At 46.1% G+C, this 24,168-nt stretch carries 23 protein-coding genes and 1 tRNA gene; 13 read left to right on the top strand and 11 right to left on the bottom strand.

Annotated features, from left to right (window positions below):
* Positions 1 to 438: 438 nt before the first annotated feature.
* Positions 439 to 1,338: an N-formylglutamate amidohydrolase gene (locus tag MF542_RS01730; RefSeq protein WP_247015306.1), complete on the bottom strand. Its 900-nt coding sequence runs from the start codon at positions 1,336 to 1,338 to the stop codon at positions 439 to 441.
* A 141-nt stretch (positions 1,339 to 1,479) separates the two neighbouring features.
* Here MF542_RS01730 and MF542_RS01725 point away from each other — a divergent pair.
* Positions 1,480 to 1,555, top strand: a tRNA-Val gene (locus MF542_RS01725).
* A gap of 455 nt (positions 1,556 to 2,010) precedes the next feature.
* Positions 2,011 to 3,192, top strand: coding sequence for a hypothetical protein (locus MF542_RS01720; RefSeq protein ID WP_247015303.1), 1,182 nt, complete (start codon positions 2,011 to 2,013; stop codon positions 3,190 to 3,192).
* Between the two features lie 184 nt (positions 3,193 to 3,376).
* On the opposite strand, the gene MF542_RS01715 is transcribed toward MF542_RS01720, so the two are convergent.
* Positions 3,377 to 4,258 carry a dienelactone hydrolase family protein gene (locus MF542_RS01715; RefSeq protein ID WP_247015301.1) on the bottom strand — a complete coding sequence of 294 codons (882 nt, stop codon included), beginning with the start codon at positions 4,256 to 4,258 and terminating at the stop codon, positions 3,377 to 3,379.
* A 264-nt stretch (positions 4,259 to 4,522) separates the two neighbouring features.
* Between MF542_RS01715 and MF542_RS01710 the strand changes: the two genes are divergently transcribed.
* On the top strand, positions 4,523 to 5,488 hold the full coding sequence (locus MF542_RS01710) for an endonuclease/exonuclease/phosphatase family protein (protein WP_247015299.1): 966 nt from the start codon (positions 4,523 to 4,525) through the stop codon (positions 5,486 to 5,488).
* Positions 5,489 to 5,580: 92 nt separating this feature from the next.
* On the opposite strand, the gene MF542_RS01705 is transcribed toward MF542_RS01710, so the two are convergent.
* Positions 5,581 to 5,961, bottom strand: a complete 381-nt coding sequence (locus tag MF542_RS01705; RefSeq protein ID WP_247015297.1) for a VOC family protein — start codon at positions 5,959 to 5,961, stop codon at positions 5,581 to 5,583.
* Between the two features lie 190 nt (positions 5,962 to 6,151).
* Here MF542_RS01705 and MF542_RS01700 point away from each other — a divergent pair, with 190 nt between their 5' ends.
* Positions 6,152 to 7,096: a CPBP family intramembrane glutamic endopeptidase gene (locus tag MF542_RS01700; RefSeq protein WP_247015295.1), complete on the top strand. Its 945-nt coding sequence runs from the start codon at positions 6,152 to 6,154 to the stop codon at positions 7,094 to 7,096.
* Here the strand turns inward: MF542_RS01700 and MF542_RS01695 are convergent.
* Positions 7,093 to 7,956: a helix-turn-helix domain-containing protein gene (locus tag MF542_RS01695; RefSeq protein WP_247015292.1), complete on the bottom strand. Its 864-nt coding sequence runs from the start codon at positions 7,954 to 7,956 to the stop codon at positions 7,093 to 7,095. The genes MF542_RS01700 and MF542_RS01695 overlap by 4 nt on opposite strands.
* A gap of 152 nt (positions 7,957 to 8,108) precedes the next feature.
* Here MF542_RS01695 and MF542_RS01690 point away from each other — a divergent pair, with 152 nt between their 5' ends.
* On the top strand, positions 8,109 to 10,463 hold the full coding sequence (locus MF542_RS01690; protein WP_247015290.1) for a serine hydrolase domain-containing protein: 2,355 nt from the start codon (positions 8,109 to 8,111) through the stop codon (positions 10,461 to 10,463).
* A gap of 55 nt (positions 10,464 to 10,518) precedes the next feature.
* Here the strand turns inward: MF542_RS01690 and MF542_RS01685 are convergent, their stop codons facing one another.
* Positions 10,519 to 11,109 (bottom strand): NADPH-dependent F420 reductase, encoded by a 591-nt coding sequence (locus MF542_RS01685; protein WP_247015288.1) that lies wholly within the window; start codon positions 11,107 to 11,109, stop codon positions 10,519 to 10,521.
* Between the two features lie 82 nt (positions 11,110 to 11,191).
* Between MF542_RS01685 and MF542_RS01680 the strand changes: the two genes are divergently transcribed.
* Positions 11,192 to 11,551: a winged helix-turn-helix transcriptional regulator gene (locus tag MF542_RS01680; RefSeq protein ID WP_247015286.1), complete on the top strand. Its 360-nt coding sequence runs from the start codon at positions 11,192 to 11,194 to the stop codon at positions 11,549 to 11,551.
* A 49-nt stretch (positions 11,552 to 11,600) separates the two neighbouring features.
* On the opposite strand, the gene yghU is transcribed toward MF542_RS01680, so the two are convergent.
* Positions 11,601 to 12,473 (bottom strand): glutathione-dependent disulfide-bond oxidoreductase, encoded by an 873-nt coding sequence (gene yghU, locus MF542_RS01675; protein ID WP_247015284.1) that lies wholly within the window; start codon positions 12,471 to 12,473, stop codon positions 11,601 to 11,603.
* Positions 12,474 to 12,690: 217 nt separating this feature from the next.
* On the opposite strand from yghU, the gene MF542_RS01670 reads away from it, so the two are divergent.
* The 4 genes from MF542_RS01670 to MF542_RS01655 all read left to right on the top strand — a co-directional run bounded on the left by MF542_RS01670 (position 12,691) and on the right by MF542_RS01655 (position 14,778).
* On the top strand, positions 12,691 to 13,044 hold the full coding sequence (locus MF542_RS01670; protein WP_247015282.1) for a hypothetical protein: 354 nt from the start codon (positions 12,691 to 12,693) through the stop codon (positions 13,042 to 13,044).
* 182 nt (positions 13,045 to 13,226) lie between these two features.
* On the top strand, positions 13,227 to 13,898 hold the full coding sequence (locus tag MF542_RS01665; RefSeq protein ID WP_343264826.1) for a HupE/UreJ family protein: 672 nt from the start codon (positions 13,227 to 13,229) through the stop codon (positions 13,896 to 13,898).
* 10 nt (positions 13,899 to 13,908) lie between these two features.
* A complete protein-coding gene (locus MF542_RS01660) occupies positions 13,909 to 14,427 on the top strand; it encodes a hypothetical protein (protein ID WP_247015278.1) in 519 nt (172 codons plus the stop codon).
* 21 nt (positions 14,428 to 14,448) lie between these two features.
* The gene (locus tag MF542_RS01655) at positions 14,449 to 14,778 is read left to right on the top strand and encodes a DUF6488 family protein (protein WP_247015276.1); all 330 of its coding nucleotides are present in this window, start codon (positions 14,449 to 14,451) and stop codon (positions 14,776 to 14,778) included.
* Between the two features lie 46 nt (positions 14,779 to 14,824).
* Here the strand turns inward: MF542_RS01655 and MF542_RS01650 are convergent, their stop codons facing one another.
* Positions 14,825 to 15,454: a LysE family translocator gene (locus tag MF542_RS01650; protein ID WP_247015274.1), complete on the bottom strand. Its 630-nt coding sequence runs from the start codon at positions 15,452 to 15,454 to the stop codon at positions 14,825 to 14,827.
* Positions 15,455 to 15,646: 192 nt separating this feature from the next.
* Positions 15,647 to 16,999: a hypothetical protein gene (locus MF542_RS01645; RefSeq protein WP_247015272.1), complete on the bottom strand. Its 1,353-nt coding sequence runs from the start codon at positions 16,997 to 16,999 to the stop codon at positions 15,647 to 15,649.
* A 211-nt stretch (positions 17,000 to 17,210) separates the two neighbouring features.
* Between MF542_RS01645 and MF542_RS01640 the strand changes: the two genes are divergently transcribed.
* Both MF542_RS01640 and MF542_RS01635 read left to right on the top strand, forming a co-directional pair.
* Positions 17,211 to 18,065, top strand: a complete 855-nt coding sequence (locus MF542_RS01640) for a hypothetical protein (RefSeq protein WP_247015270.1) — start codon at positions 17,211 to 17,213, stop codon at positions 18,063 to 18,065.
* A gap of 82 nt (positions 18,066 to 18,147) precedes the next feature.
* Positions 18,148 to 18,996: a hypothetical protein gene (locus tag MF542_RS01635; protein WP_247015268.1), complete on the top strand. Its 849-nt coding sequence runs from the start codon at positions 18,148 to 18,150 to the stop codon at positions 18,994 to 18,996.
* A 69-nt stretch (positions 18,997 to 19,065) separates the two neighbouring features.
* On the opposite strand, the gene MF542_RS01630 is transcribed toward MF542_RS01635, so the two are convergent.
* Positions 19,066 to 20,451, bottom strand: a complete 1,386-nt coding sequence (locus tag MF542_RS01630; protein WP_247015266.1) for an alpha/beta hydrolase — start codon at positions 20,449 to 20,451, stop codon at positions 19,066 to 19,068.
* Positions 20,452 to 20,649: 198 nt separating this feature from the next.
* Here MF542_RS01630 and MF542_RS01625 point away from each other — a divergent pair, with 198 nt between their 5' ends.
* Complete coding sequence (locus MF542_RS01625) at positions 20,650 to 22,143, top strand: LytTR family transcriptional regulator DNA-binding domain-containing protein (RefSeq protein ID WP_247015264.1); 1,494 nt, start codon at positions 20,650 to 20,652, stop codon at positions 22,141 to 22,143.
* A gap of 3 nt (positions 22,144 to 22,146) precedes the next feature.
* Here the strand turns inward: MF542_RS01625 and MF542_RS01620 are convergent, their stop codons facing one another.
* A complete protein-coding gene (locus tag MF542_RS01620; RefSeq protein WP_247015262.1) occupies positions 22,147 to 22,752 on the bottom strand; it encodes a hypothetical protein in 606 nt (201 codons plus the stop codon).
* Between the two features lie 211 nt (positions 22,753 to 22,963).
* Entirely contained in the window at positions 22,964 to 24,130 is a 1,167-nt protein-coding gene (locus MF542_RS01615) for a serine hydrolase domain-containing protein (RefSeq protein ID WP_247015260.1), read from the bottom strand.
* Positions 24,131 to 24,168: the final 38 nt, after the last annotated feature.

The following is a 24,168-nucleotide window of genomic DNA, read 5'->3' as shown; positions in this document are numbered from 1 at the left end:
TTTTTTGAAGGGATAGAAGGGTTTAGGTGCGTGATTTGTGGGTGGTGGAAGTGATTCGGATCGCATTTTCGTGATTGAAAAGCCTCTTTTGCAGGAAAAATAGAGATGTACAAAAAAAATATTCAAAAACTGTGTTCAAAAAAACACATGTAAAACAGGTGCTTGCCTTATGTTAACGAAAAATCAAGCTTCTGTGACATATCCTCTACTTGGAATTAAGGTTTAAAGACATTACCTTAGTAGTCAGCGGGTAATACCGCTAATGCCCTCCGTGGGCGTTTCCTCCCTGAGCCTGGGCCACGCATTGCGTGGCCTTTTTTTTGCGCGTGTATTTATTTTTGGTGGAAAACATACACTAAAAAAGTGTGATAGGGTGCACGGTGTCGCTAGAGCACTAATTGTTTATTGCTTTTTGGGTGAAACTTAGGGTGGCGCAGCTTATTCCGCGGCATTTTTCAGGTTGGGTCCTGACGCTGAAGAAATGGAAGCTGAAAAGGCTGTTACCACCTGCGACATTGCTTTTTCAAGCGCTGCTTTTACCCCTTCAAACTGAGGTAATTTTTCATAGGTACGCTCATTCATGTAAAGGGAGCGGTTGATTTCAATCTGCAGCGCATGGAGCCGCGCGTTCGGGTTACCGTAATGCTGGGTGGAATACCCGCCTGAATAGGGCACATTGCGCCGCACATGGAAACCGGCATCCAGAAGGGCTTCTTCTGCTGTTGCTGTAAGCTGTGCCGCACAGGCACTTCCCCAGCTGTCCCCCAGAATAATATCCGGGTGTTTTGATTTGCCTGTAATCGCGCTCGTTTCCGAAGGCATTGAATGACAATCAATCAGAAACGCACTGCCAAACCGCTTGCGCCTGTTATCCAGAAGTTCGTGAAGTTTGCCGTGATAGGGCGCGTGGATTTCTTTCACACGCTTTTCTGCCTCGCGGGCTGGCAGTGGTTCCTTATAAATATAAGCACCTTCTGCCACGATGGAGGGAATGATCCCTAATCCTGAGCGTACCCGGTGGCTGATATCCAGCCTACTGGGGTCAAGCGGAGGCGAAAACAGATTTGGGTCCAGCTCACCTGCCGCGCGGTTCAAATCCAGATAAGCACGCGCATGTGTGGCCGCGAGAAGGCAAGCGCCTTTCTTTGGCACCCAACTGAACAGTTCATCAACAAACGCATCTTCTGATTGCCTCAGTTCTGCATCAGAAAGAATGGACCGTGCACGAAAGCTTTCAGGATACAGCCGCCCACTGTGGGGCGCTGCGAACACAAAAGCCGTGTGCTGGTCTTCAGGCGGTATAAGAACAAAGGCCGGATGTTGCGGTGAAACTGTCATGGCTTCAGGCTACTTGTTTTTCCCTGTTCTGTCATCCCCAAGCTAAGCATGTGAAAAATAAAAGAGACTTGCGCCCAAAGTGACTGGGAATTATACAAAAAGAAAGCCGCGCTATCAGATGCGGCTCTCACCATGATATCAGGTCGGTTAGCTCAGTTGGTAGAGCGTTTCGTTGACATCGAAGAGGTCGCTGGTTCGAGCCCAGTACCGACCACCATTTAAACCATTGAAAAATAAGTATTTTATTATTTTTATGTTGCTTTATTGGATTTTAAATCCGGGCGCAAATCGGTGATTTTAGTAGGCTAAATGGCCACTTGACTACTGTTGATGTAAAACACCTCACTAGCTTGTGATAATCGCGTTAAAGTATCATCTTTACATCTGCAATTATAGATTGTTATTGGTTGTTTTGCATAAACTTTTTTATGCATTAAGGGAAGGAATAAGACATGGGTTACTTAGAAAAAAACCACATAAATTCGTTCTGCTTAGTTCTGATTTTATTTTTTGTTGTGGGATTGATTTTGTTTTTATATCTGACCTTTTTTCCATCAGATTTATCACGCTATTCTTCCTATATTGTGTTTATCACCGTTCTTTTATCGCTTGCTATTAACATCAGTATGATCCGTGAAAGAAGGAAGAAAGAAAAGGAAAAGGGAAGTAATAATGCCTGAAAATCCCTGTCATGAAGAAGAAGTTGCCTTTGCCTTAGCTGCCGCAAGTTTAGCAACGGCCGAAGTTGGAGTGTTTGCATCAGGTAGCGCTGGTCCTATTGGTGTTGGTGTAGCAGTAATAGGTTTAGGTCTCGCTGGTTATTCATATTTTGATACTAGGGGCGCCTTAATGCAGTGTGAAAGAGAAGTAGCACGTAGGCAACAAGAAGAACAGGAACAGCAAGAGCAAAATAATAGTGGTGCGGAAGGTGGCGATCAGGATGCGGGAGTTGATATAGGTTCCAGCAGTGAAAGCGGCGGGGTTATTGGCGGCGGTTTTGCTGGTAATAATAGACCAGGAAGCAGTACCAGCGTTGAAGAAATTATATTTGAACGACCCATAGCCTTGGACTTGGACGGTGATGGTGTGGAATTGGTATCAATTTTCAATTCTACCGCGCGATTTGATTTTGATGGCGATGGTGATCCGGATCTTACTGGATGGGTAGCCCCTGATGATGGCTTATTAGCGTATGATGTCAATGGTGATGGGATTATCTCAGAATTAAGTGAAATCTCCTTCGTATCATACCTTGAAGGCGCTAGAACTGACCTCGAAGGACTACGAGCATTTGACACTAACGATGATGGTGTATTTGGTGTCGGTGATGATGAATATGGATCGTTCTATGTCTGGCAAGATTTAAATCAAGATGGAGTATCTGATGAAGGTGAATTGGTTACATTAGAGGAAGCCGGTATAACTTCAATTGACCTAACCCTGACTTCTACCGAACAGGAAGTAGAAGGTAACATAGTTCATAATGTTAGCACTTACACAACAACTGGGGGCGTTGTGCATGACGTTGCAGATGTATCTTTCGCATATGCTGCTAATCAAGTAGCGACAATTACTGTTGATATTGATAGTTCTAGCACCAATTATCAAGGCAATGATTTAGTTGATATATTTATTTTCTCAGGAAATCACGGAGACGATACCATTACCAATTTCGATGTTGAAACTGATATTCTTATCTTAAATCAAGTATCTTCAGTATTTGACAATGTAGACGATATCATAAACGCAGCTACAGATAGCGATAATGGCGTTGTTATAGATACAGGTGATGGCTCGATAACATTAGCTGGATTAGAAATTGCTGATCTAGATTCAGTACAATACTTAATTTAATGAATAAAGCCTCACTGTTTGTTCGCAAGGATGGTGAGGCTACATCATAATGTCAGGTTATTTGACTATATGGATAAACTTCATATAGCTCGTAAGTGTTCTGTTGACATCGAAGAGGTCGCTGGTTCGAGCCCAGTACCGACCACCGTTTAAGTTTTTTTATTATACCTCTATATGAGGCGCCTCAAGTCAGTGTTTCGCTGAACAGATGCAGAAGACGGGTCCATGCCTTGGCGGCTTGCTCTTTATGGTATCCGTGGAAATCCGGTGTGCACCAACCATGAAGGGTGCCTTCATAGACTTCAATTTCGGCGGGAATACCAGCGGCTTTATAAGCTGCCCTTATGATTTCTTTGGTTTCTGGTGATCTTTCATCATCATTTTCTGCGACCGCGTGAAGGGCGGGTGCTGAGGATTTTGATATGAGGTGGTGAGGGCTGTTTGGCCCCTCTGTTACCATGCTGCGGCTGCCGTGGAATGAAGCGACGGCCCCAACACGGTGCGGCACGGCAGCAGCGGTGAGCACCACAAGTTCACCAGCCATACAGTAACCCATGGTGCCGATCTTACGTTCAGGGTCCACACTGGCCTGCTGATCAAGGAAATCGATATAGGCTTTTGCGTCTGAAGTGACGACTTCGTGGGTGAGTTTCCACGCCAGATCTCTTAAATAATCCAGTATGCCGTCATCGCTAAAGCTGGCGCTTGGGTCCACCACAGGGGCTTTTGCATCGCGGTAATATGGGTTTACCAGCAGTACGGAATATCCGGCTTCTGCCAGTTGTTTGGCCATAGCTTGATAGACGGGACGTAATCCTTTGATATCAGGCCACATAAGAACGCCAGGGTGTTTGCCGCTGGATGGATGCACGAAATAACAATCTGCGATACCATCAGGCATTGTTACCTGGACAGTTGTTTCAGTAACAGCATCAGCGAATGTGGCTTTTGGCACCATTGCGGTAAGGAGTGCCGCTGTGCCCAGTTTGCCAAAATCTCGCCTGTTTATAGTGTCGCGGTTTGCAAGGAAACGCTCTGCATCTTTTTCCGTTAATTCATCACACACGTTCACCCCTCCATCATGCATGTTATATAATTACATATGCTAACCCTGTTTTTTGTTTGAGCGGTAGTAAAGTTCTGGTGATGGTGCATATGGGTATTGAAAAGGCCGTAATCTAAAGCATCATATCAACTGCCATTATTCAGAGTTCAAGCACGATAAAGATTTCACTGGTTCTTTATGGAGAACCGTATATTTTATTAATTGCACTATTCACCTAAAATTAGCATTTGTTCGGAGTTTCCTTTCTATTTGGGGAGATGGGAAATGGACCATTCGAAACTCAGCCTGTCAGAACTTGAAGGTATCAAGCTGCTCAGAAAACGTATTGCCAGAGCTGAAATTCCAAGTTCAAAGCTTGATGAAACACTGAATATCGCCACATGGAATATCCGTCATTGGGGGCAAAAGAAGCGCAAACGCTTTTCGCTCCACTGTATTGCGGAGATATTCAACCAGTTTGATGTTATTGCTGTAACAGAGCTAAGGCGAAATATCTCTGAACTTAAATATGTGCTCGATCTTTTGGGCCCGTTCTGGGATGTGGTTTTCTCTGATTATATAACGGATTGGGGAGGCAATAAGGAACGTATTGCTTTTGTATACGACCGTAGAGCCGCTGATTTCACAGGTCTTGCTGCCGAACCGGATACCCCGCGAAAGAAAAATAGAACAACAGGGGTTTATGAGCCTAAGTTCAACTGGTGGCGTAACCCTTATATGGCTTCTTTTAAGGCAGGAAATTTCGATTTTGTGCTTCTTGCTGTGCACCTGCAGTGGGGCACCAATGCAGGGCGAACAGAAGAGTTAAAGCAGCTGGCAAAATATATCCAGACGTACCAGAAAGATGAATTTAGGGTGGATAGGGATGTGATTGCCATCGGGGATTTCAATATCCCTTCCTTTACCCACGATATGTATAAGGCTGTGGCCCAATATGGTTTGCAGGCGCCTAAAAGTTTGTTGGAAGCCGATTACGGAACAAATCTGGCGGGCAATAAGCGGTATGACCAGATTTTGCATCACCCGAAATATACGAAGAATGTTTTTTCGGAACATGGCGGCGTGCTGGATTTTTATGGCGGCAATCACAAAGCATTTAAACCATACAAAAATATGGATAAGGCTGCTTTTACCTATGAATTGTCTGACCATTTGCCGTTGTGGGTACAAATTAAATTGGATGTGGAAGAGGAACGTCTTGATCAGCTGATTGCGAAGCGAACTGATTAAAGCCCTCAAAGAAAAAGGCGAAAACCTGAGATAGGTTTCGCCTTTCGCGATCTCTGAAACGGGCCTCGCAGTTATGCTAGGCCCGATTTCGTTTACGCCAGTCTGTGTAGCGCGCAGATTTTGTTGCCGCCTGGATCACGAAGGTAAGCAAGATAAAGCTTGCCGCCAGCGCCTTCACGCACACCCGGAGGGTCTTCAAGTGTTGTACCGCCGTTTGCGAGGCCCACTTCGTGCCACTTATCAATTGTTTCAGGGTTTTCTGCAACGAAACCAATCGTGCTGCCGTTACCGCCAGATGCTGGTTCGCCGTTAATTGGTACGCTAAGAGAGAAAATGCCTGTTTTTTCCATATAAAAACAACGACCTTTGTCATCCATCACACCTGGTTTGTGGCCAAGCACTTCCATAATGGCATCATAGAATTTGCGCGATTTTTCCATATCATCCGCGCCGAGCATAATGTGACTGAACATAATTATATCCCACATGATTATTTGAATGCATATGAAACTATGGCCGATTTCGGGGAAGTCAATTCACTCATAGTTTAAGGGCCTATTCAAAAATGTTGGGCAAACCATTTTAGCGCAAGATTATGATATATCTGGATCGGGTATGTCGCCTAGAACAAGGAGAATATAATAAAAAATAAGGTCAACAGCGATGTTTGAAAAATACCCTCTCTTTCCACAGGAATTAAGCTTCAAAAGAAAAAGCTGGCCGTGGATCACACCACTTCTTGCGCTTCTAATTATCGGATTTGGTCAGGCAATTGCTTTTGTACCGGTTATAGAAACTGGTTTGATCCCGAAAGAGCGGCTGGAGAGTTACCCTGAAATTCTTTACATGCTCTTTGCGGGTTTTGGCGCAATGGTGCTGCTCCTTACCCTGTGGGTAAAACTGTTTGAAGGCCGGAGTATGGCCGGCATGGGCTTAAGCCTGAAGGGCAAGCCAGTTGGTGAAGTGTTGAAAGGGCTGTTTTTTGGCGTTTTCATGTCAGGCTCTATTGTGGGGCTTGTATATATATTGGGCGGCTACGAGCTTGAGATTGATAGCCGGATCGGTTTTGAAGGCATCGTTATCGTCACACTGCTGCTCAGCGGTTTTATGATCCAGTCAAGCACAGAGGAATTGATATTCAGAGGGTGGCTGTTTGGCCGTTTGAGCGAACAATACGGCTTGGTAATTGGTATCGCCGTTAACGCCGCGCTTTTTATCCTACTTCATCTGCCGGGGGTAGATTTTGCCAGTATCACAGCATTTGATACGGGCATCTATTTTATCGGAATGTTCCTGTTTTCCCTATATCCAAGCTTGATGGTGATGAATGATGGTTCCGTATGGCGTGCTGGTGCATGGCATGCTGGCTGGAACTGGTTTTTCATTACGGGTTTTGGCCTCGCAACTACGGGGATTGATCTGGGAACGGTGCCGATTGTGGCAGACCTGCAAGCTGTTGAAGGCCAGCCGAGATGGCTAACGGGTGGTGAGTACGGGCCTGAAGCAAGTGCTATGATGATGCTTGTGCTCGCTACAGCGTCTGCATTCGAATGGCGAAAATATAAGGATAAGAGATCTGTTTTGGCTGCGGTGGAAGAGGGGGCTTAGGCTCCCTTACGCCACCTTGCAGGTGTAGTGCCTGTATAGCGTTTGAAACGTTCGGTCATATGGCTTTGCTGAGCAAAGCCAGTGACTGCGCTGATGGATGCGAGACATTTATCTGAATTTACCAGAAGGTCTTTCACTTTTTCCAGGCGGTGGCGCATAACAAAACTGGCGGGCGAAAGACCACAGCTTTTCTTGAACATACGAGCAAAATGAAAGGGGCTTAGACCAACAACTTCAGCCATATCTTCAAGGCTTGGGGTTGCACATGTGCTTTCATCAACAAAAGCCATCACCTTCTTCAACTGTATATAAGAAAGTCCGCCTTTGAGTGTGGAACCCTGAACCGCACCACTGCAGTGGTTGGTGGTAAGCCTATAGAGAATTTCGTTGGTGGCTTCTTCTTTTGCCAGCAAACTAGTAGCTGCTCCTTCATGGTCCAGCTTTAGGCGCTTTAGCATTAAAGTGCGCAGTATTTCGTCTTGCTCATAAACTGTGTCTTTAAGGTTGATCAGCCTGCTATCCCGTTCCAGCGTGCGGCTGGTGAAGAAATCCAACTGTTCATCGGAAATATACAGATGTGCAAAGTTAATAGGCCCGACAATTTCCCAACTGGTTTCCTGCCCTTTTGGCATGATACACAGCCTGCCCACTTGCCCTTTGTTTGAAGCCTGATCGTGGCGGTAACTGTTTTCGCCGCCTTTAAGATAAAGGCTGAGGGTATGATAGCCGTCTTTTTTATAACTGATGCTGTTTCTATCCACTGACCAAAGCGCAGCCTTTGGCAGGTCTGCACCTTTGCCAGTATGTTCGGCTACATTGGTCGCAGCTTCAAGAAAAGCTGTATGGCTATCATGTTTCATGGTGACCTCATTTCAAGACAACCTGTTTCAAACGTTTTGCGCAAGAATCTGATATAAATTCCCTAAACCAATGTGGAAATAGAGGGGCAGGATTTCAAGGATAATAATGGCCTGTAGTTGTTTGTGGGCCTTGAAAGATTGTGAGACAGCTTATGAAGAAAACCAATATAAAACAGCCCATACTCCGTGCATTAACGGGAGTGGCAGTTTCCGCCCTAATGACCGTCGCCTCAGTGGCAGATGATGTAAATTTTGATATACGGCTTGAGAAGCTTGCTGAAGCGCTTGAAGAAAAACGTCAGGAACTGCATATCCCCGGTATGGCAGTGGCCATCATTAAAGATGATAAAATCATCATGGCGCGTGGTTTCGGGAAAAGTGATCTGGAAACTGGCACAGCCGTAACCCCAGAAACGGTGTTTGGCATTGGTTCTACATCTAAAGCATTTACTTCAACTCTTGTCGGCATGCTGGCGGATGAAGGTAAGCTAACGTGGGATGATGCTGCAACCAAGTATATCCCTTGGTTCACACCGCAGCTTAAAGATGCTGAGGGTGACCTGACAATCCGGGATATGCTTTCCCACCGTAGTGGTATTTCAAGGAATGATATCTTGTGGGCTAGCGGTAAAGTTGGTCGTGAAGCTATGATGCGGGAATCCCTTGATGCAGAACCGCTCACACCATTCCGCAAGCAGTTTAATTATAACAACGTAATGTATGTGGCAACTGGCATGGCATCTGCGAAAGCTGTAGGCGCTCATGATTGGGATACACTTCTTGAAACCCGTATTCTTGAACCGCTTGATATGGATAGCACTACATCGCGGGATGCGCGTGTTGATGAAGTAGGGACCCATGCCAAGGGATACCGCTGGAATGAAGATACGGGCAGTTACACTCTGCTTGAGCGCAAAAACACAGATAACATTGGTGCAGCGGGCGGCATTCACTCCAATGTGCTTGATATGGCAAACTGGGTACGTTTCCACCTGAATAAGGGCTCCTTTAAAGGTGAAAAACTGCTGAGCGATGCGCAGTATGGTGAAATGTGGAATACTCAGATACAGGTAGGCGGCGGTGCAACATACGGCCTTGGTTGGTTCCTACGTGAATGGGAAGGCAAGAAGATTGTTGAACACGGCGGCAATATTCTGGGATATGCGGCTCAGGTTGCTTTGATGCCGGAAGAAAATCTGGGTTTTGTACTGCTTGCAAACGTAACCGCAAGCCCTTTGCAGCAAGGTTCTATGCCGCTTGTATGGGACACGCTTTTAGGCGAGGAAGCAGAGGATGGTGCCAGCGAAAGCTTTGATACTTTCATTGGTGAATATACGGCGAATTTTGGCCCGTTCAATAATGCAACCTTCACGGTGAAGGAACAGAATGGCCGTCTGGCTGTTGATGTTCCGGGCCAACAGGTGTTTGAACTGAAGGCGCCTGATGAAGAAGGTAAACGCTATTTTGTGATTACTAATCAGGTTGCGGTTTCATTTGACGGTGCCGAAAACGGCAAGGCGAACCAACTGAAGATGTACCAGAACGGCATGACCTTTGAGCTGCCGCGTAAGGGTGTGGTTGTTAAGGCGGAAGTGGATATTGAAACACTTCAACCGTTTGTTGGAGATTATGAGGCAGGCCGCCTGCCAGCGCCAATTAAAGCGCAAATCGTGAATAACAGGCTCGCGATCGATGTGCCGGGTGAAATGGTTTATGAACTTCATTTGCCTGATGAAAAAGGCCACCGTCAGTTCCGGGTTAATCCACAGCTTAGTGCAAAGTTTACAGTGGGCGATAGTGGGGCCGTAGAAAAACTGGCTATTTACCGTGGTGAACGGAAAGCGCTGGAAGCAACTCGGGCAAACAAGGCCGAAGCTGGTCCACAGTTACCTACCGTTGATGACATTGCGAAACTCCGTAAAGTTAAGGAGCAGGTTGCGGCTTTCCAAAAAGCTGGTGGGTTCCGTTTCAAGGGAACACTTACCATGAAGCAGGCTGGTGTTTCCGGCACTCTCGAAAATATCGTTCCAAACGAAGATAGCTTCGAACAGCATGTGGATTTTGGGGATTACGGCCAAATTCACACCGTTGTAAATCCTGAAAAGGCATTCATGGATAACCTTGGTGATAAACAAAACCTGACAGGGATTTATGAAACGCAAATAAGACGTGATCACCCACTCGCGGGGCTTGATTGGGCAACATATTATGATCAGGTGTTGGTTGTTGGGCAGCGTGAGCATAAGGGGCGTAAAGTTCTGGCACTTCGCCTGAAGAAAGAAGGTTTGCCTGACGTGCGCATAATGCTGGATGCCCAAACAGGTGATGTTCTAAGGGCAAGAGGCCGGGTTGTTAATCAGCTTACAGGGCCAGTCCCGTTTGAAACCACATTCAGTGATTACCGTGATGTGAATGGTTTGCGTATTCCTTTCAAAGTTAATCAGTTCACACCAATGGCTGGTAATATTTTGATTGAATATGAAAGTGTTGAACCGATCGCAGATTAAAAGAATAAGCACGAGCGAGGGGAGGGGCCAGCTTTGGGGAGCTGGCCCTGTTTATTTACCCGCAGTGGTAAATAAAGGCTGCGTTTGTTCCGCCGCTTTGGCCAACCGCTAGTTCAATGTTCAGATGTGCAACAGCTTCCAGATAACGTGCAGCCGAAAGCTTATTGATGGTAACAGGGGCAAAGCCCATGCTTGCCGCTAGATTTGCCACTTGCTCCATCGCGCCTTGATCATCTGATGCCACAAAAGCAGTGGTAAGATTGCCGTTCCTGTTCTGGTGTTCTGCTGTCATTACATCTGCAAAGATTGTATTGAAGGCTTTCACTACTTTTACGCCCCGCACCAGTTTTGCAGTTTCTTCTGCTGCGGATGATGTTTCACCAAGCAACATGGGGGACCAATCTTCATTCAGTGGATTAGTGGCATCCACCAGAATTTTTCCTTCCAGTTGACCTGCATACTTGGGGAGTACATCTACAGTAGCGGCATAATGAATAGCCACAATGATAATATCGCCGTGTTTTACTGCCGCTTCAATCGGTGTATCACCATTCCGGTTGCCTACAACCACTTCATGTCCTGCTGCGCTGATTAGGGCTGCGAGGCGGGAGCCAACATTACCTGCGCCAATAATACCAATTTTCATAACTCATTCCTTCCGTGTTTGAATTCACGGCTGAAGGTATGTAGTGTAGTTTCTATTATCAATTAGGTACCCAGGAGTAACTATGGAGATTTTTCCAGCTGATGCACAGCCAGATGCTTTTGTCGCGCGCTGCCCATCAAGGCAAGTACTTGTTAGGCTTGCAGAAAAATGGACCATGTTGGCTATTGTTGCTCTGGAAGGAGGACCAGTAAGATTTGGGGAGCTTAAGCGCAGGATTGAAGGTGTTTCGCAGAAAATGCTTACTCAGACGCTAAGGAATCTGGAACAGGATAAATTAATCACCCGCCAAATTTATGACGAAATGCCTTTAAGGGTGGAGTATGAATTAACAGCTTTGGGGCGTGATTTATTGCCACTTATTCAGGCAATCAAAGATTGGACTGAGGTCCATTTTAGAGAGATTGTTGGCGAGGCTGAATAGCCTTGGTAGGACGGTGCCGCACCAGTAGAATTGATGCGGCACGAGGGGGTTATTCTGCGGCTGTTGCCTTCGCAAGCTTTTCAAAATCTTCACGGCTGTGGCGGTTTGGAAGCTGATCCGCTTCATCGCCCCACACACGGTTTACCTTGATACCGCGTTTCACGGCAGGGCGGGCAGCAATTGCCTCTGCCCAGCGCACCACGTTTGTATATTCATGTACAGAAAGGTATTTGGCAGCGTCATAAAGCTTGCCCATTACCAAAATGCCGTACCATGCCCAGATCGCCATATCAGCAATGGAATATTCATCACCAGCCATATAGGTGTTGTCTGCCAAATGCTTATCAAGCACATCAAGCTGGCGCTTCACTTCCATTGAGAAACGATCAACCGCATATTCAATTTTCACAGGCGCATAGGCATAGAAATGACCAAAGCCGCCACCAAGGTACGGTGCGCTACCCATTTGCCACATAAGCCAGTTTATGCATTCTGTGCGGGCTTTATGATCTTCGGGCATAAAGGTACCGAACTTTTCCGCGAGATACATAAGGATGGAACCACTTTCAAACACGCGTGTTGCCGGTGTTGTTGAATGGTCCAGAAGTGCTGGGATTTTGGAATTTGGGTTTACACCTACAAAACCTGAACCGAACTGATCACCTTCAGAGATGTTCACAAGCCATGCGTCATAATCTGCATCCAGCTTGCCAAGCTCCAGTAGTTCTTCAAGAAGCACGGTAACCTTCACACCGTTTGGTGTCGCAAGTGAATAAAGCTGCAAGTCATGCTCACCTTTCGGGAGGTCTTGCTCTTTTGTTGCACCAGAGATGGGGCGATTAATGTTCGCGAATTTACCACCGTTGCCCTGGTTCCATGTCCAGACTTCATCGGGGGTGTAATCAGAAAGTTCCTGTGCCATATCCAAAATCCTTCAGAGTTTTATTCCATACAGGCCAATAACATTGGTGCAGAAACGGGAAGCTGCAATAGGGGAATGTTAATTTTGTAGCGATAATTACAAAAATACGAGCTACCCCCGCAGTTTTAAGCTATATCACATTATTGCGATTGCTGGCATTGCACTGGTTTGCTTTCGGATTATAAATACATGCAGTGATACTTGAACGTAGAGTGTGATGGATAGTTCCCTTTATAAATTGATGAGCCTTCTTGCTTTTAGTCTCATGGTATTCATCCGCTTTGTGGATGTAGCTGTGTTTGATGGCGATCATCAGCATCTGGAACATCACGCCCGCGCTGAGATAGAGCAGGTATCGCATGATCATCACCATCATGATGATATGGGCCACGATACAGAAGAAAGCATAAGTGCACATGCTGGCTTTCACGCGCTTCTCAGTGTGTTTACCTTCCCCCAGTTTGAAGAGTTTATTTCATTGCTCAGGAACGCTTCCGTCTATGAAGCCATACCAGAGGGCAGCATAGTTTCGGTTCATAACGGGCCACCAGTTCCTCCTCCCTTGATATAGCCGCCTTGCGGTTTGCTGGTCCTTTCATGGCTCGGGCTGGCAGTTATGTTTTTGATCGCAGTGTGCGTTGGTACGCTGCATGGATATTTGAATTTCCGTATGCTCAGGGCTTTCCTGTGTGTGTGGATATTTGTGATGGAGTGAGTATGAAATTTATACACTCTTTAAAGCCGTTTGGGCATATGGGGCTGCTTGTTTTGCTTGCTGTTCTTATGGTGCCGGAGATGGCTTTCGCACACGGTGTTGATGATAAAACTCGGGTCTTTCTCGAGAATAACACCGGTGTGCAGTTTATTCCGTTCCTCTATATCGGGGCGAAGCATATGGTCACAGGATATGATCATCTGCTGTTCCTTTTGGGGGTTATCTTCTTTCTGTACAGGCCGAAAGATATTCTCCTTTACGTAAGCATGTTCACCATTGGGCACTCATTAACGTTGCTCTTTGGTGTAATCGCTGATGTAGGCGTGAATGCGCATATCATTGATGCCATAATTGGCCTTTCAGTGGTTTATAAGGGCTTTGATAACCTTGGTGGTTTCAAGCGATTGTTGGGGCATTCGCCTAATCCTAAAATCGCTGTGCTGATCTTTGGCCTGTTCCACGGGTTTGGGCTAGCCACAAAAATTCAGGAATTTTCTCTGCCGCAGGATGGCCTTTTCACCAACCTGATTGCTTTCAATATCGGGGTGGAGTTGGGGCAGTTCACAGCTCTGGCCTTTATATTGCTGATCATCAGCTATTGGCGCAGGCATAAAAGTTTCCTGAAGTTTTCCACCACCACTAATACGCTGCTGATGAGCGCTGGTTTCATGCTTATGGGATACCAGCTTGTCGGCTTTGCTGTCTCTTAAGGAGAAGATCATGCAAGAAAATATGACAACACAGTCACTCATGAAGGCAACCATTTTCTCTGCTTTACTAGCAGCGGTGGCGCTTCTTATTATCATTCTACCTGCAGAATATAATATCGATCCAACCGGAATTGGTGGCAAGCTTGGCTTAACGGTGTTCAGCGAGCCTGCTGAGGTGCCAGTGAGTGCTGACAATGCTTCCACAGGTGAGCGTGAAACAATCCTTATCACAGTGCCCGCTAACAAAGGCATCGAATATAAGTTCATCATGAACCAGTACGCCAAGCTTGAGTATGAATGGCTGACTGATGGCACGGCTCTTTACCATGATCTTCACGGTGAACCGGAGGGCGATACCACAGGCTATTATGAAAGTTTCACCATCACGACCGCCAGCGAGATGAAGGGTAGTTTTACAACGCCTTTTGCTGGTTCCCACGGTTGGTATTTCAAGAATGAAACGGATGCACCTGTTCAGGTGCAGTTGATTGTGAAGGGCGATTATAGCTCTCACGCCCTTAAGCAATAATTCAAAAGAAAGATACAAAAGATGACTAAATTTATCACAGCCCTTTTGGTGGTAATCACTCTCTCATTCACTGCGTTCGCGCATGATGGGCACGGTGAAATTTCGGATAAGAAAGCCAAATCAATCGCGGAAATCACTCTGCGTAAGATGACGTTCAAGGATATGGGTTTTGAAGTGGGTAAACTCGGCAAAGCTTGGAATGCAATTAAATCTGAGAATGCCAGCATCTACCAGAAGCTTGAAAAAGAAATCATTGTACGGGTACGCCACCCTGAAACGGCACAGGTGGTATTTGTGATTATGAGCAAAGAAGGCCGTATTAAAGATGTGAAAGGCGCCCCAACGCCTTAAAACCAAAAGAGGCAGGCTTGGTGTTCCGGGCCAGCTTGTCTTTTTTTTAATCAACAAACGCCAGTCGAATACCGAAATATCCAAAGAGCCCGCTCGCCCCCCAAGTGAGGAACTGGGTGATTTTTTTATTCTGTTTCACTTTTTTCCCTGTGTACGCTGAAACCACTGCAAGGAAGTGGCACCACAGCATGCCGTTGATGTTAAAAATCAGCCCCAGAATGATGAAGGAAAGCGCTTTATCCTCAACAGCGGGGTCAATAAACTGCGGCATGAAAGCAAGGAAAAAGAGCGCGATTTTCGGGTTTAAAATATTGGTTAGAAAACCTTGCCTAAAAATGCGGCCATAGACAACGCTGGTGCTGAATTTCCGCTCTGTTTCCGTATTTTCCCCGCTGGTGCGCAGCATGGAAATCGCTATATAAAGCAGGTAAGCAGCACCGATATATTTGATGATGGTAAATGCGGTCGCTGATGTTGCCAGAATGGCTGAAAGCCCGAAGGCAGCGGCGAAAATATGGATAAGTGTTCCTGTACCAATACCGAGTGCAGCAGCGGAACCTGCCTTAAACCCCTGACTTGCGCTGCGACCGATAATAAGCAGTGAATCTGGCCCCGGCAGCATGTTTAGTAGCAAACCAGATACTATAAAAAGCCACAGATTATGAATGCCGTCCATCCGTTTTTCCTTCAAAAAAAGCAGTTAGGCGCGCCAAGGCTGGCACGTTATTCGGGTGATTTAGGGTGTCCGGATTTTGTTAATTTGGAACGCTGGAAGAACCTGCCTGTTTCCACAAAGTTGGGACTTCCTCCTTTATAGAAACCAGCTTGGCTTTTCCAGTGTTAAATTGAGGGACGTAATTCGCTCTCGTTATTGTTCTGAGATTGAGAAATTCCAAGCGGTGCCGTTTTCACTGCCAGTTAAAATTACTTTCACCTTCTGACCTTTGAAGGGCTTTAATATGCGCGCGTAGCTCCCACCTATCATACCAGAATCGTAAACAACATTTTCCTGCCCGCCATCAATAAAGATAACGATAATTCTGTCAGGTACACTGTTCATATTATAAGATAGATAAAGTTGGCTCCCCGCTCTTGGGCGGCCGTCAAAATCAAACACATGTACCCCGGCACCGCCTGCGGCATAATTAGTGCCAAATTCAGCGTGGGGTTCCTTGGCTAATTCCAGTTTCTTGCATCTGTTATTACCGTAATCCCATGTTGTGTAATAAGATTCTGTACAGTCCTTAATATGCTGCTCTCTTTCGCGTTTGCGGCGCTCTTCTTCTTCCCGCCTGCGGCGTTCCTCCTCAAGGCGTCTGCGCTCTGCTTCCTCGCGGGCTTTGCGTTCTGCTTCCAGCCGGGCTTCCAGTTTCTTTTCTGCGTTTAAAAGCCTGCCAGTGATGCCGTCTGCGCTGCTATCTGGTGCTGGTGCTTTCTTTTCGCCGTTCAGGCGGGCAGCCAAATCTTTAAGTTTGTCTTCTTTTTTCTTTTTCTCTTCTTCGGCTTTTTGCTCTTTTTCTTTTTCGCGTTTGGCATAGGCCGCATCAATAGCCGCAATTTCCCGTTCAGGAATTTCTGCTTTCAGGGTGTTAATTTTATAAAGGGTAAGGGTTGTTGCGCAAACGAAGGTTTTTTTAACCACTTCCGGTGGATATGTATCATCATTCAGCCATGTGGCGAAATCAGCCCACGAACCGCTACCGGGGCTGAGGCTTGATTGCACTTCACCGTTCTTGCCAATAAGCAAATGTTTTGTGCTGTTCACAAACCGTGAGCCTCGGGCAAAGGTAACGGTATCCATAATTGTCGGGCCGCAATTTGGCTTCATGTCTTTCAGTTCAAAATCTATTTCAAACTCAAAGCTCAGAGGCTTCATGGCATCAAAGCGGCGAAGAAGATCAGGGTATTCTGAGAGATCATCCCAAGTGGTGCCACTGGGTAGCTGAAAGTTCGTTCCCCTGTTCCACTTGAGTTTATAATAATTAACTGGTTCGCCAAGAAGCTCCCACCACTGTACTTCAAGGGTAACGCCTTGAATAAATTCAAAGCTCGCATTCCCGGAATGGTTTTTGATGATCGCTTGAAAGCGTTCTTCTTCTTTTTCTACGGTGGTTTCGAACGGATATTGGGCTTGTGCCGGGAGAGCTGTAGAAAGCGCCAACGTCATAAGTGCCACTCGGCGCAAGCCGGAATTCAAAATACCCACAATTTTATTCCCCATAATTGAAGCCCATTTTAAAACGCCACGAAGCTACCATTCTACTGACTGCCTAATGTTGAATAATAAATTCATCTTCTGTTCAAGTTTTATTCCAATAATCGGCTAAACCATAGCCAAAATTAGAAAATATATTGCGCAGTAACGGAAAATGATGCGAATGTTTTTTGGGGATAGGTGAGGTGGATAAAGCTACTAAACGGGGGATATATTTATGCTGCTTCAACGGGCCAAAGCACATTTAAAAAACTATCAATTTTGCGCTCTGATTTTACTTTTCATGCTTGCACCAATGGGTGCCCAAGCACAACTGCCGCCTGAAGTGGAGCTTGATCTGGCGATCAGAGAACTGGAAACCGCGATTGAAAAGGGGGACTGGCAGAAAGCGCAAAAAGTTCTTTACGGCCGGCTTGATAATTTAGGGATAGAACTACCGCCAGTTATGGATTTTTATAAAGCTAAAACCTGGGTGGAAAAGAGTAATGGATTCCCGGCGCTTCTTGCTCTTGAGAGTTATTTTTCCAAGGTCGATAACTCACATGCCAAGTATACCGCTGCGCTTGATCTGTATAGTACCGCAAAGGCCTTCTGGTTGAAAACAAGGGCGAAATTTAAAAAAGATGCGAATGAGTTGAAATGGAAGCTTCAAGATGTTGAAGGAAAGCTACTTAGAGAGATCGAACTTCGCCAAATATACATGAACGTTAATTTCCCGTTCAATACAATTGGCGGTACCACATGGGAAGAAATGGAAACGGGAAATTTAAACCGCTGCATCCGTATTATGAACCAGAGATATCATGAAGCCAATACCAAGCTGGAAGCAAAGCAGTACCCAAAAAGCGAGAAGAAGGCCTGTAAAAAAGGGTGGTATCACTCATGCTCTTTATTGAAGCAAAAGGAAGATGCTGTTTATGGGTATGAAGCCTGTACGGGTGAATTTAAAACCGGGCTTATTGATAGCAATAGAAAGATCAAAGAATTACGGAACAAAAAGGCAAAACTGGAAGGAGCTATGCAACAGACTGTAGAGCTGCTGGAAGGGGAATATAAAGAAGGCCGATTTTGATTGAGATGATTGGGTAATCTATAAAGTAAGCTGAACTGGCAGTGTATAATCCCACGCAGTAACGGGAAATGGGGGAATGAAGATGGTTTTTTTTAAAGGAATGAAAACGTTTGCAGTATCTGCGGTTTTGCTGCTGGGTTTTGTGTGGCCCCCCGTGGTGAAGGCCAACGTTTTCTTGCCGCCGGAAGTGGAGTTGGATTTAGCCTTAAGGAAGCTGGAAACCTCAATCGAAAAAGGGGAGTGGTCTCAAGTACAAAAAGCTATTCTCCGCCTTGAGGGAATGGATATAAAGCTCCCACCGATTATTGAGTTTTATAAAGCGAAAGCAGAGCTTAAAGACGCGGCAACGTATACGGCTCTTGAAGCGCTTGAACGGTATTTTGCGCAGGTTGATAACACTCACAGCAAATATCAGGAAGCGCTTGATCTGTATAGTAAGGCAAAGACCTTTTGGGAACAGTTCAGGGAGGTGCACGTAAATGGTCTTAGATCGATAAGGCAAGAGCTTCAGCGCTTTGAGCGGGAGTTAGAAGCTGTTACCAATGAGCGTTATATATTTCTCAACAAACATGAACCATTTGATACAATTGGTGGTACCACATGGGAAGAAATGGAAACGGGAAACTTAAACCGCTGTGTCCGTATTATGAACCAGAGATATCATGAAGCCAATACCAAGTTGGCAGCAAAGCAATATCCAAAAAGCGAGAAGAAGGCCTGTAAAAAAGGATGGGAAAGTGGGTGCACTTTATTGAGGCAAAAGAACTTCGCTGTTTATGGGCATCAACTTTGTACAGGTGAATATAAATCCCATTTAATCAAGTATAACCAAAAGATCAAAGAATTACGGGCCCAAAAGGCAAAGCGGGAAGAGGCCATTCAAGAGATTGCCGACAAGCTGGCGAATGAATATAAAGAAGGCCGATTTTGATTGAGATGATTAGATAATCTGGTGTGTGAAGGGAAAGATGGTGATCTTTCCCTTTGTGTTTTATGGGGCTTAGCGTGTCTTTGACATATCAGGCAAATCAACCGCAATCGTGGTATCTATTACCGGTTTGTCTTCCATAAACAGGTTGATGGTTTCCTGCACTTTTGGGGAGAGCATAAAGAGATTATGCCCCGCGTTCACCACCGTTACCGCCGTACGGTTTTTCATCTCTTCTGTAGCTTCAAGCTGGCTTTCAATATAGGTGCGACCATCAAGGGTACCTGAAAGCAGAAGAAGGGGGATATCGCTCGCTGGTTTCGCTCGGAAACCATCGCCAAGATCCAGTTCTGGCGCAAGGCCATCCAGGTGATAACTGAAATTCAGATAATCCTTCAGAAGCGATGTTTGTGCTTCCTCGGCAATGGCTGCTTTACGGTCTGCCGTCATGCCAGATGCGATATCCATAAGCGATGACATCACATCATAGGTTACTGGATCTTCAGGGGTTATGAAACGGGCCATCAAGCTTGCAATCGGTTCGGTAACACCGTTATCCAGCGCATTATACATAGCGAGCAGGGCGCGGGTGTGAATGGGGTCCGAAACCATGCCTGAAGCCAGATGCTGCATATCCCTGCGGTGGAACATGTAATCCTTGGTGCTGCCATCCCGCTGCGGAAGTTTTAGAAGCACTGGTTCCTTATCCAGTTTCGCATGTACGCGGGTGATCATGCTTTTGATATCGCCGTACATGGCCTTGGCTGCTGGCTGGGTATTCACAGCTTCCTGCACACGGTTAAAATAATCATCTGTCCGGGCTGGCATTTTTACCGTTTGGTTCATGCCTTCTGCGCTCGCGATAATCACACGGTCAATATGTTCATCAAATTCCTTGATAGTAGCCATAGCCAGATGGCTGCCGTAAGAAATACCCCACAGTACCATTTTATCTGCGCCGAAGTGCTTTCTGAGATCATCCAGATCGCGGGAATTTTCTGTGGTGGTGTAACCTTCAACATCAATGCCTTCGGCCTTCCAGCGGGCAAGACATTCCATAAAGCCGCGGCGATAATAGCCGAGATATTCCTCATCGCTTGTTTTCTTTGCGGCAGGCACTATCTGGTTTGAGCGGCACTGATCATAAATTCTGGAGGCACCTGTACCACGCTGATCAACGGCGATAACATCACCGTATTCCCTAAGCGCCATAAACATGGCTGTGCGGCGGTGTTTTGCAGTTTGGATGCCTGAGCCACCAGGGCCTCCAGAAAGATAGAAGATAGGTGGGCCTTTTTTCTCACCCGTTGCCGGGAAGCGCACATAGCGCACCGGGATCATTTTACTGTTTTTGTTAGCCCTGTTTTCAGGAACTTTTATTTCACCTTCAAAGGCTGCGTAACTTTCGCCGCCACGGGTTTCGAAGGTGATTGCTTTTTCACTGTCATATTGTGCCAACGCGGTGCTCGTGAGGAGCATGGTGGATAGGCTTAGTATTATTGATTTATATGGACGCATGGTTTTCCTCGCTAGTTGTCGTGTCTCTATAGAGATTGCGTAATATGCTTGTTATTTCACGCTGTTATCTGCGAGCGGTTGGGTATCTTCTGCGAATGGTAATGGTTTTTTTTGGGGCTTGGTGCTAGCGTATTTCTTATGAATATTCGCGTATTTACATATATTATTCTGTTGCTTGCTTGTGCGTGTGTGCCGCTGAAGGCGCAGTCCTTTTACAGTATCGACAGATCATCGGTTATTGTTTGCCAGACCGCCGAACGGCCAGATTTCAGTAGCTCTGACTGTGAACGGATAGATGTCTGGGATGTTGACCCGCAAGGCACGCATTTCTGGATGCAGGCCGATATTGATATACCGCTTTCTCTTTTATCATCAGACCAGCCATTGGGGCTTTATTTTGCTGGTAAAGCCAGCGCTGTTTTTTATATGAACGGCGTGCGTGTGGGTGCAAGCGGAAAGCCCGGGCATTCACTTCGGGAAGAAGAAACAGGCCCAATGGATACGGTTTTTTACCTGCCGCGCAGTATCCTGAGAGAAGGTAAAAACACGCTGGTGATAGAGATGTCTGGCTATCACGGCTATATCAAGCTGGTACAGCCAATTCACCGTATCGGCGTGGCTGAATATGTGCAGCCAACGGATATTATTCTCCGTAGTTATTCGGGATCTATCATCCCGTTTGGAGTGTTGGTGATTGGTGTATTTTATTTTGGCCTCTTGGCGCTACGCTCTGAAACCCCGAAAACCCAGATATGGGTGCCTTTGATGGCATTTTTCGCACTTGGGCAGCTTTCCAGTGAGATCAGCAGGGGGCTTTTTCCGTACAGCTGGCCGTTTCATGATATTCGCCTGATGGCTATCCTGTTTTTTGGCATTGCGGCTTCCGCCAGCCTTCTTATGCATGTCGTGCAGCGGTTCTTGGTTAAGTGGCAAGCCCGGTCGATGCTGGTTTATTTGCTGGGGCTTTGTATTCCCGCATTTGTTGCTCCGGGGTTTGATGCAAAATCTGTTGCTGTATTCCTGACGGCGGCTATCATCGGTGCGGTGGTGAGCTTCAGCGCATACAGGCGTGGTGATCAGGCTGGGCTGAAATATGGTGTGGCTTTCCTGATTTTTACTATCAGCGTGCATTTGGTGCCATCAGGTTTTCTCGATCGTTATTACTATTATTTTGTTGCAGCTCTTCTCATATTTCTGTTTGCACAGCAGATTAAGCAGCTTGAAGCTGAACGTGCGCAGCAGGCTGAAGACCAAGCCCGTGCTAACCGCTTGCAGCAAATGCTGGATGAAGCAAATGAACGGGTTAATCCGCGCCGGATAAAGGTATCCCATGAAGGTAAAGTGGAACTGGTAAGTGCCAGCGATATTGCATACTGCAAAGGGGCTCGGGACTACGTAGAGCTTCAGTGCAATAACGGGAAAACCATTCTTTGCAGCCATACTCTTGCTGAACTTGAAAATGAATTATCTGGTAGCTTCTTGAAGGTACACCGATCTTATCTCGTGAACGGAGATTATGCCGAAACCCTTGAACGAGAAGCAAACGGGGCAGGGAAACTGCTTTTAAAAACCGGGGAATATATACCCGTCAGCAGGCGCATTATGCCGAAGGTGAGGAAAGCCTTGGCATAATGCTTACGGGCGCTGGTCGGGTGGGAAAATCAGGTCAGAATCTTCTGGCGGTTCTGAGGCGATAGTGCGGTTTCTGAATATTGGACGTCTTTCAGCGGAGGTAAGCTGGGTAGGCGGTTCAAGTAGATCTCCAACAATATCAGCGAACAGGAATTCTTCATCCTTGAAGGATGGGCGTACCATAAAGCTTACGAGTGACTTGGTAGGCGCGTTCCTAACCTTATTTCCATCCTTGTCTTTTGCTCCTACGAGAGAGGACGTGATCAGGTATTTATGGCTGTCTTCGCCTTCCCAGGATTTATCCAGTGAAACAGTTACCGTTTTCATTTCCCGCGGCAAAATAAGCAGCAAACGCTTATTCATTTTAATCGCAACAGGTTCGCGTGGGCTGTTTATTTTGCGTTGGGTTAGCTCCCTGATCCTGAGTTTAACAACAATAGGCGACGTGTGATTATTGCGGATATCAAAGGTGTAGCTTTTCTCTCCGTTCATCACTTTGGGTTCAAGGGGGGAAGAAACAGAATAATCGGCCTTCACGCCCGCAAGCACTGGCATTGCGAGGAGAGCCAGTGAAGCGGTTAATAACGTGAAGGCCTTGCGAGGGATCATTGTAATTCTCCAAAATCTCATGGAGAAGACATTGCATAAGGCTTGCCAAAGTTAATTTTTGTTAACCATATGATTTACAAGGATAAAAAAATACAGGTAGAAAAACACTCTTAGCGAAACGCTAAAATGTTGTTTTATTTTGCAAAAATAGATCGTTGCTTTATGCGATTCTGGTGCTCTAACGAGGGTAGGTTAAGGCACCGTGCCAAGTTTATTTCTTGTTTTGTAGGGTGAGAATAACCTCTGCCGCAAACCGGTAGACATTCCCCGTATATGTTGGCGTGTTTGAAAAGGCGGCTATTGTATAAGGTGTGCCAATCGCATGAATGAAAGCGATTTTTGTTGCCCCGTTAGAGCCATTTTGCGGCGAAAAACGTTCCGCAATTTTGGTGAAAAGCGGTTTTTCTGTCTGATACTGATTATCCATTTCACTTCCAGAATAAGCTCCGCCGCCATAGGCATAGTGCTTCTCAGGGCTATAGACGGTACTAAATTCTTTAAGCGTAGAGGGCGACAGAAGTTTACCGTTATAAAGTGCATCCATTAATTTGACGCTGTCTGCCGCAGCCATATAGCTACCGTGCCCCACAAAGGAAGGGAAAGGGTAATCCCCATCGTGCCGTTTGCCGCGAGGGTTATAACCAATAGCGATATCAACGGTTTTTGGTATCGCGCCGTTCAGATCAATTTCAAAGGTACCGCTATTTTCCATCCCAGCGGGGCCGTAAACATACTCTTGTAACACTTCACCGTAGCTTTTGCCGCTGACGGTGCGCAGGATATTCTGTAAGAGAATCCAGTTGGTGTTTGAATAATCGAAGCGTTCACCCGGTGTGAATTTTAAATCACCGCTGCCGTAGGCTTTTACACCTTCTTCCGGGCTCATATCCATGAAGCCGAGTGATTGCATCGTAGCGTCTGGGTTGGCCTTCAGGGCTGCTGGAATTTTCCCTACAGGCGGCATATAGTCATTGGGCAAACCAGAACGGTTTATAAGCATATGATGAAGAGTAACCTTATCGCCTGTGTCTGATCTGTAATCCGGCAAATAGCGAGTGATAGACGCATGAATATCAAGCAGGCCTTTATCCTGCATAGCGAGTATAGCTATAGCCGTAAGGTATTTGTCCACGGAACCAGTTTGAAAAACAGTGTCTTGTGTGAAAGGGCGTTTTGTCGAAAAATCTGCTACGCCTCGTGTAACAGTAATCGCTGGCTCTCCTTCAATGCCCACCACAAATACACCATTAAACTTTTGCTCTTCAGCCCAGTTGATGATTGTTGTTTTTAGCTGATCGTGTTTGACGCTTGAGTAAGAAGGCAGGGACATATTTGTCCCCACTAAAACGGTTAAGGCAACGAGCCAGAATTTTTTCATATTGTGATCCCTGTTTTATTGAGTTGCTGTCGTAACAG

Origin of the sequence: Kordiimonas laminariae (assembly GCF_023008165.1) — a bacterium.
Lineage (GTDB): Bacteria > Pseudomonadota > Alphaproteobacteria > Sphingomonadales > Kordiimonadaceae > Kordiimonas > Kordiimonas laminariae.
This window is presented reverse-complemented; position numbering and strand designations above follow the sequence as displayed.

Coding starts and splice junctions, on each gene's coding strand:
- MF542_RS01730 (WP_247015306.1), bottom strand. CDS start 1,338: ATGACAGTTTCACCGCAACATCCGGCCTTTGTTCTTATACCGCCTGAA.
- MF542_RS01720 (WP_247015303.1), top strand. CDS start 2,011: ATGCCTGAAAATCCCTGTCATGAAGAAGAAGTTGCCTTTGCCTTAGCT.
- MF542_RS01710 (WP_247015299.1), top strand. CDS start 4,523: ATGGACCATTCGAAACTCAGCCTGTCAGAACTTGAAGGTATCAAGCTG.
- MF542_RS01705 (WP_247015297.1), bottom strand. CDS start 5,961: ATGTTCAGTCACATTATGCTCGGCGCGGATGATATGGAAAAATCGCGC.
- MF542_RS01700 (WP_247015295.1), top strand. CDS start 6,152: ATGTTTGAAAAATACCCTCTCTTTCCACAGGAATTAAGCTTCAAAAGA.
- MF542_RS01695 (WP_247015292.1), bottom strand. CDS start 7,956: ATGAAACATGATAGCCATACAGCTTTTCTTGAAGCTGCGACCAATGTA.
- MF542_RS01690 (WP_247015290.1), top strand. CDS start 8,109: ATGAAGAAAACCAATATAAAACAGCCCATACTCCGTGCATTAACGGGA.
- MF542_RS01685 (WP_247015288.1), bottom strand. CDS start 11,109: ATGAAAATTGGTATTATTGGCGCAGGTAATGTTGGCTCCCGCCTCGCA.
- MF542_RS01680 (WP_247015286.1), top strand. CDS start 11,192: ATGGAGATTTTTCCAGCTGATGCACAGCCAGATGCTTTTGTCGCGCGC.
- yghU (WP_247015284.1), bottom strand. CDS start 12,473: ATGGCACAGGAACTTTCTGATTACACCCCCGATGAAGTCTGGACATGG.
- MF542_RS01670 (WP_247015282.1), top strand. CDS start 12,691: ATGGATAGTTCCCTTTATAAATTGATGAGCCTTCTTGCTTTTAGTCTC.
- MF542_RS01665 (WP_343264826.1), top strand. CDS start 13,227: ATGGGGCTGCTTGTTTTGCTTGCTGTTCTTATGGTGCCGGAGATGGCT.
- MF542_RS01660 (WP_247015278.1), top strand. CDS start 13,909: ATGCAAGAAAATATGACAACACAGTCACTCATGAAGGCAACCATTTTC.
- MF542_RS01655 (WP_247015276.1), top strand. CDS start 14,449: ATGACTAAATTTATCACAGCCCTTTTGGTGGTAATCACTCTCTCATTC.
- MF542_RS01650 (WP_247015274.1), bottom strand. CDS start 15,454: ATGGACGGCATTCATAATCTGTGGCTTTTTATAGTATCTGGTTTGCTA.
- MF542_RS01645 (WP_247015272.1), bottom strand. CDS start 16,999: ATGGGGAATAAAATTGTGGGTATTTTGAATTCCGGCTTGCGCCGAGTG.
- MF542_RS01640 (WP_247015270.1), top strand. CDS start 17,211: ATGCTGCTTCAACGGGCCAAAGCACATTTAAAAAACTATCAATTTTGC.
- MF542_RS01635 (WP_247015268.1), top strand. CDS start 18,148: ATGGTTTTTTTTAAAGGAATGAAAACGTTTGCAGTATCTGCGGTTTTG.
- MF542_RS01625 (WP_247015264.1), top strand. CDS start 20,650: ATGAATATTCGCGTATTTACATATATTATTCTGTTGCTTGCTTGTGCG.
- MF542_RS01620 (WP_247015262.1), bottom strand. CDS start 22,752: ATGATCCCTCGCAAGGCCTTCACGTTATTAACCGCTTCACTGGCTCTC.
- MF542_RS01615 (WP_247015260.1), bottom strand. CDS start 24,130: ATGAAAAAATTCTGGCTCGTTGCCTTAACCGTTTTAGTGGGGACAAAT.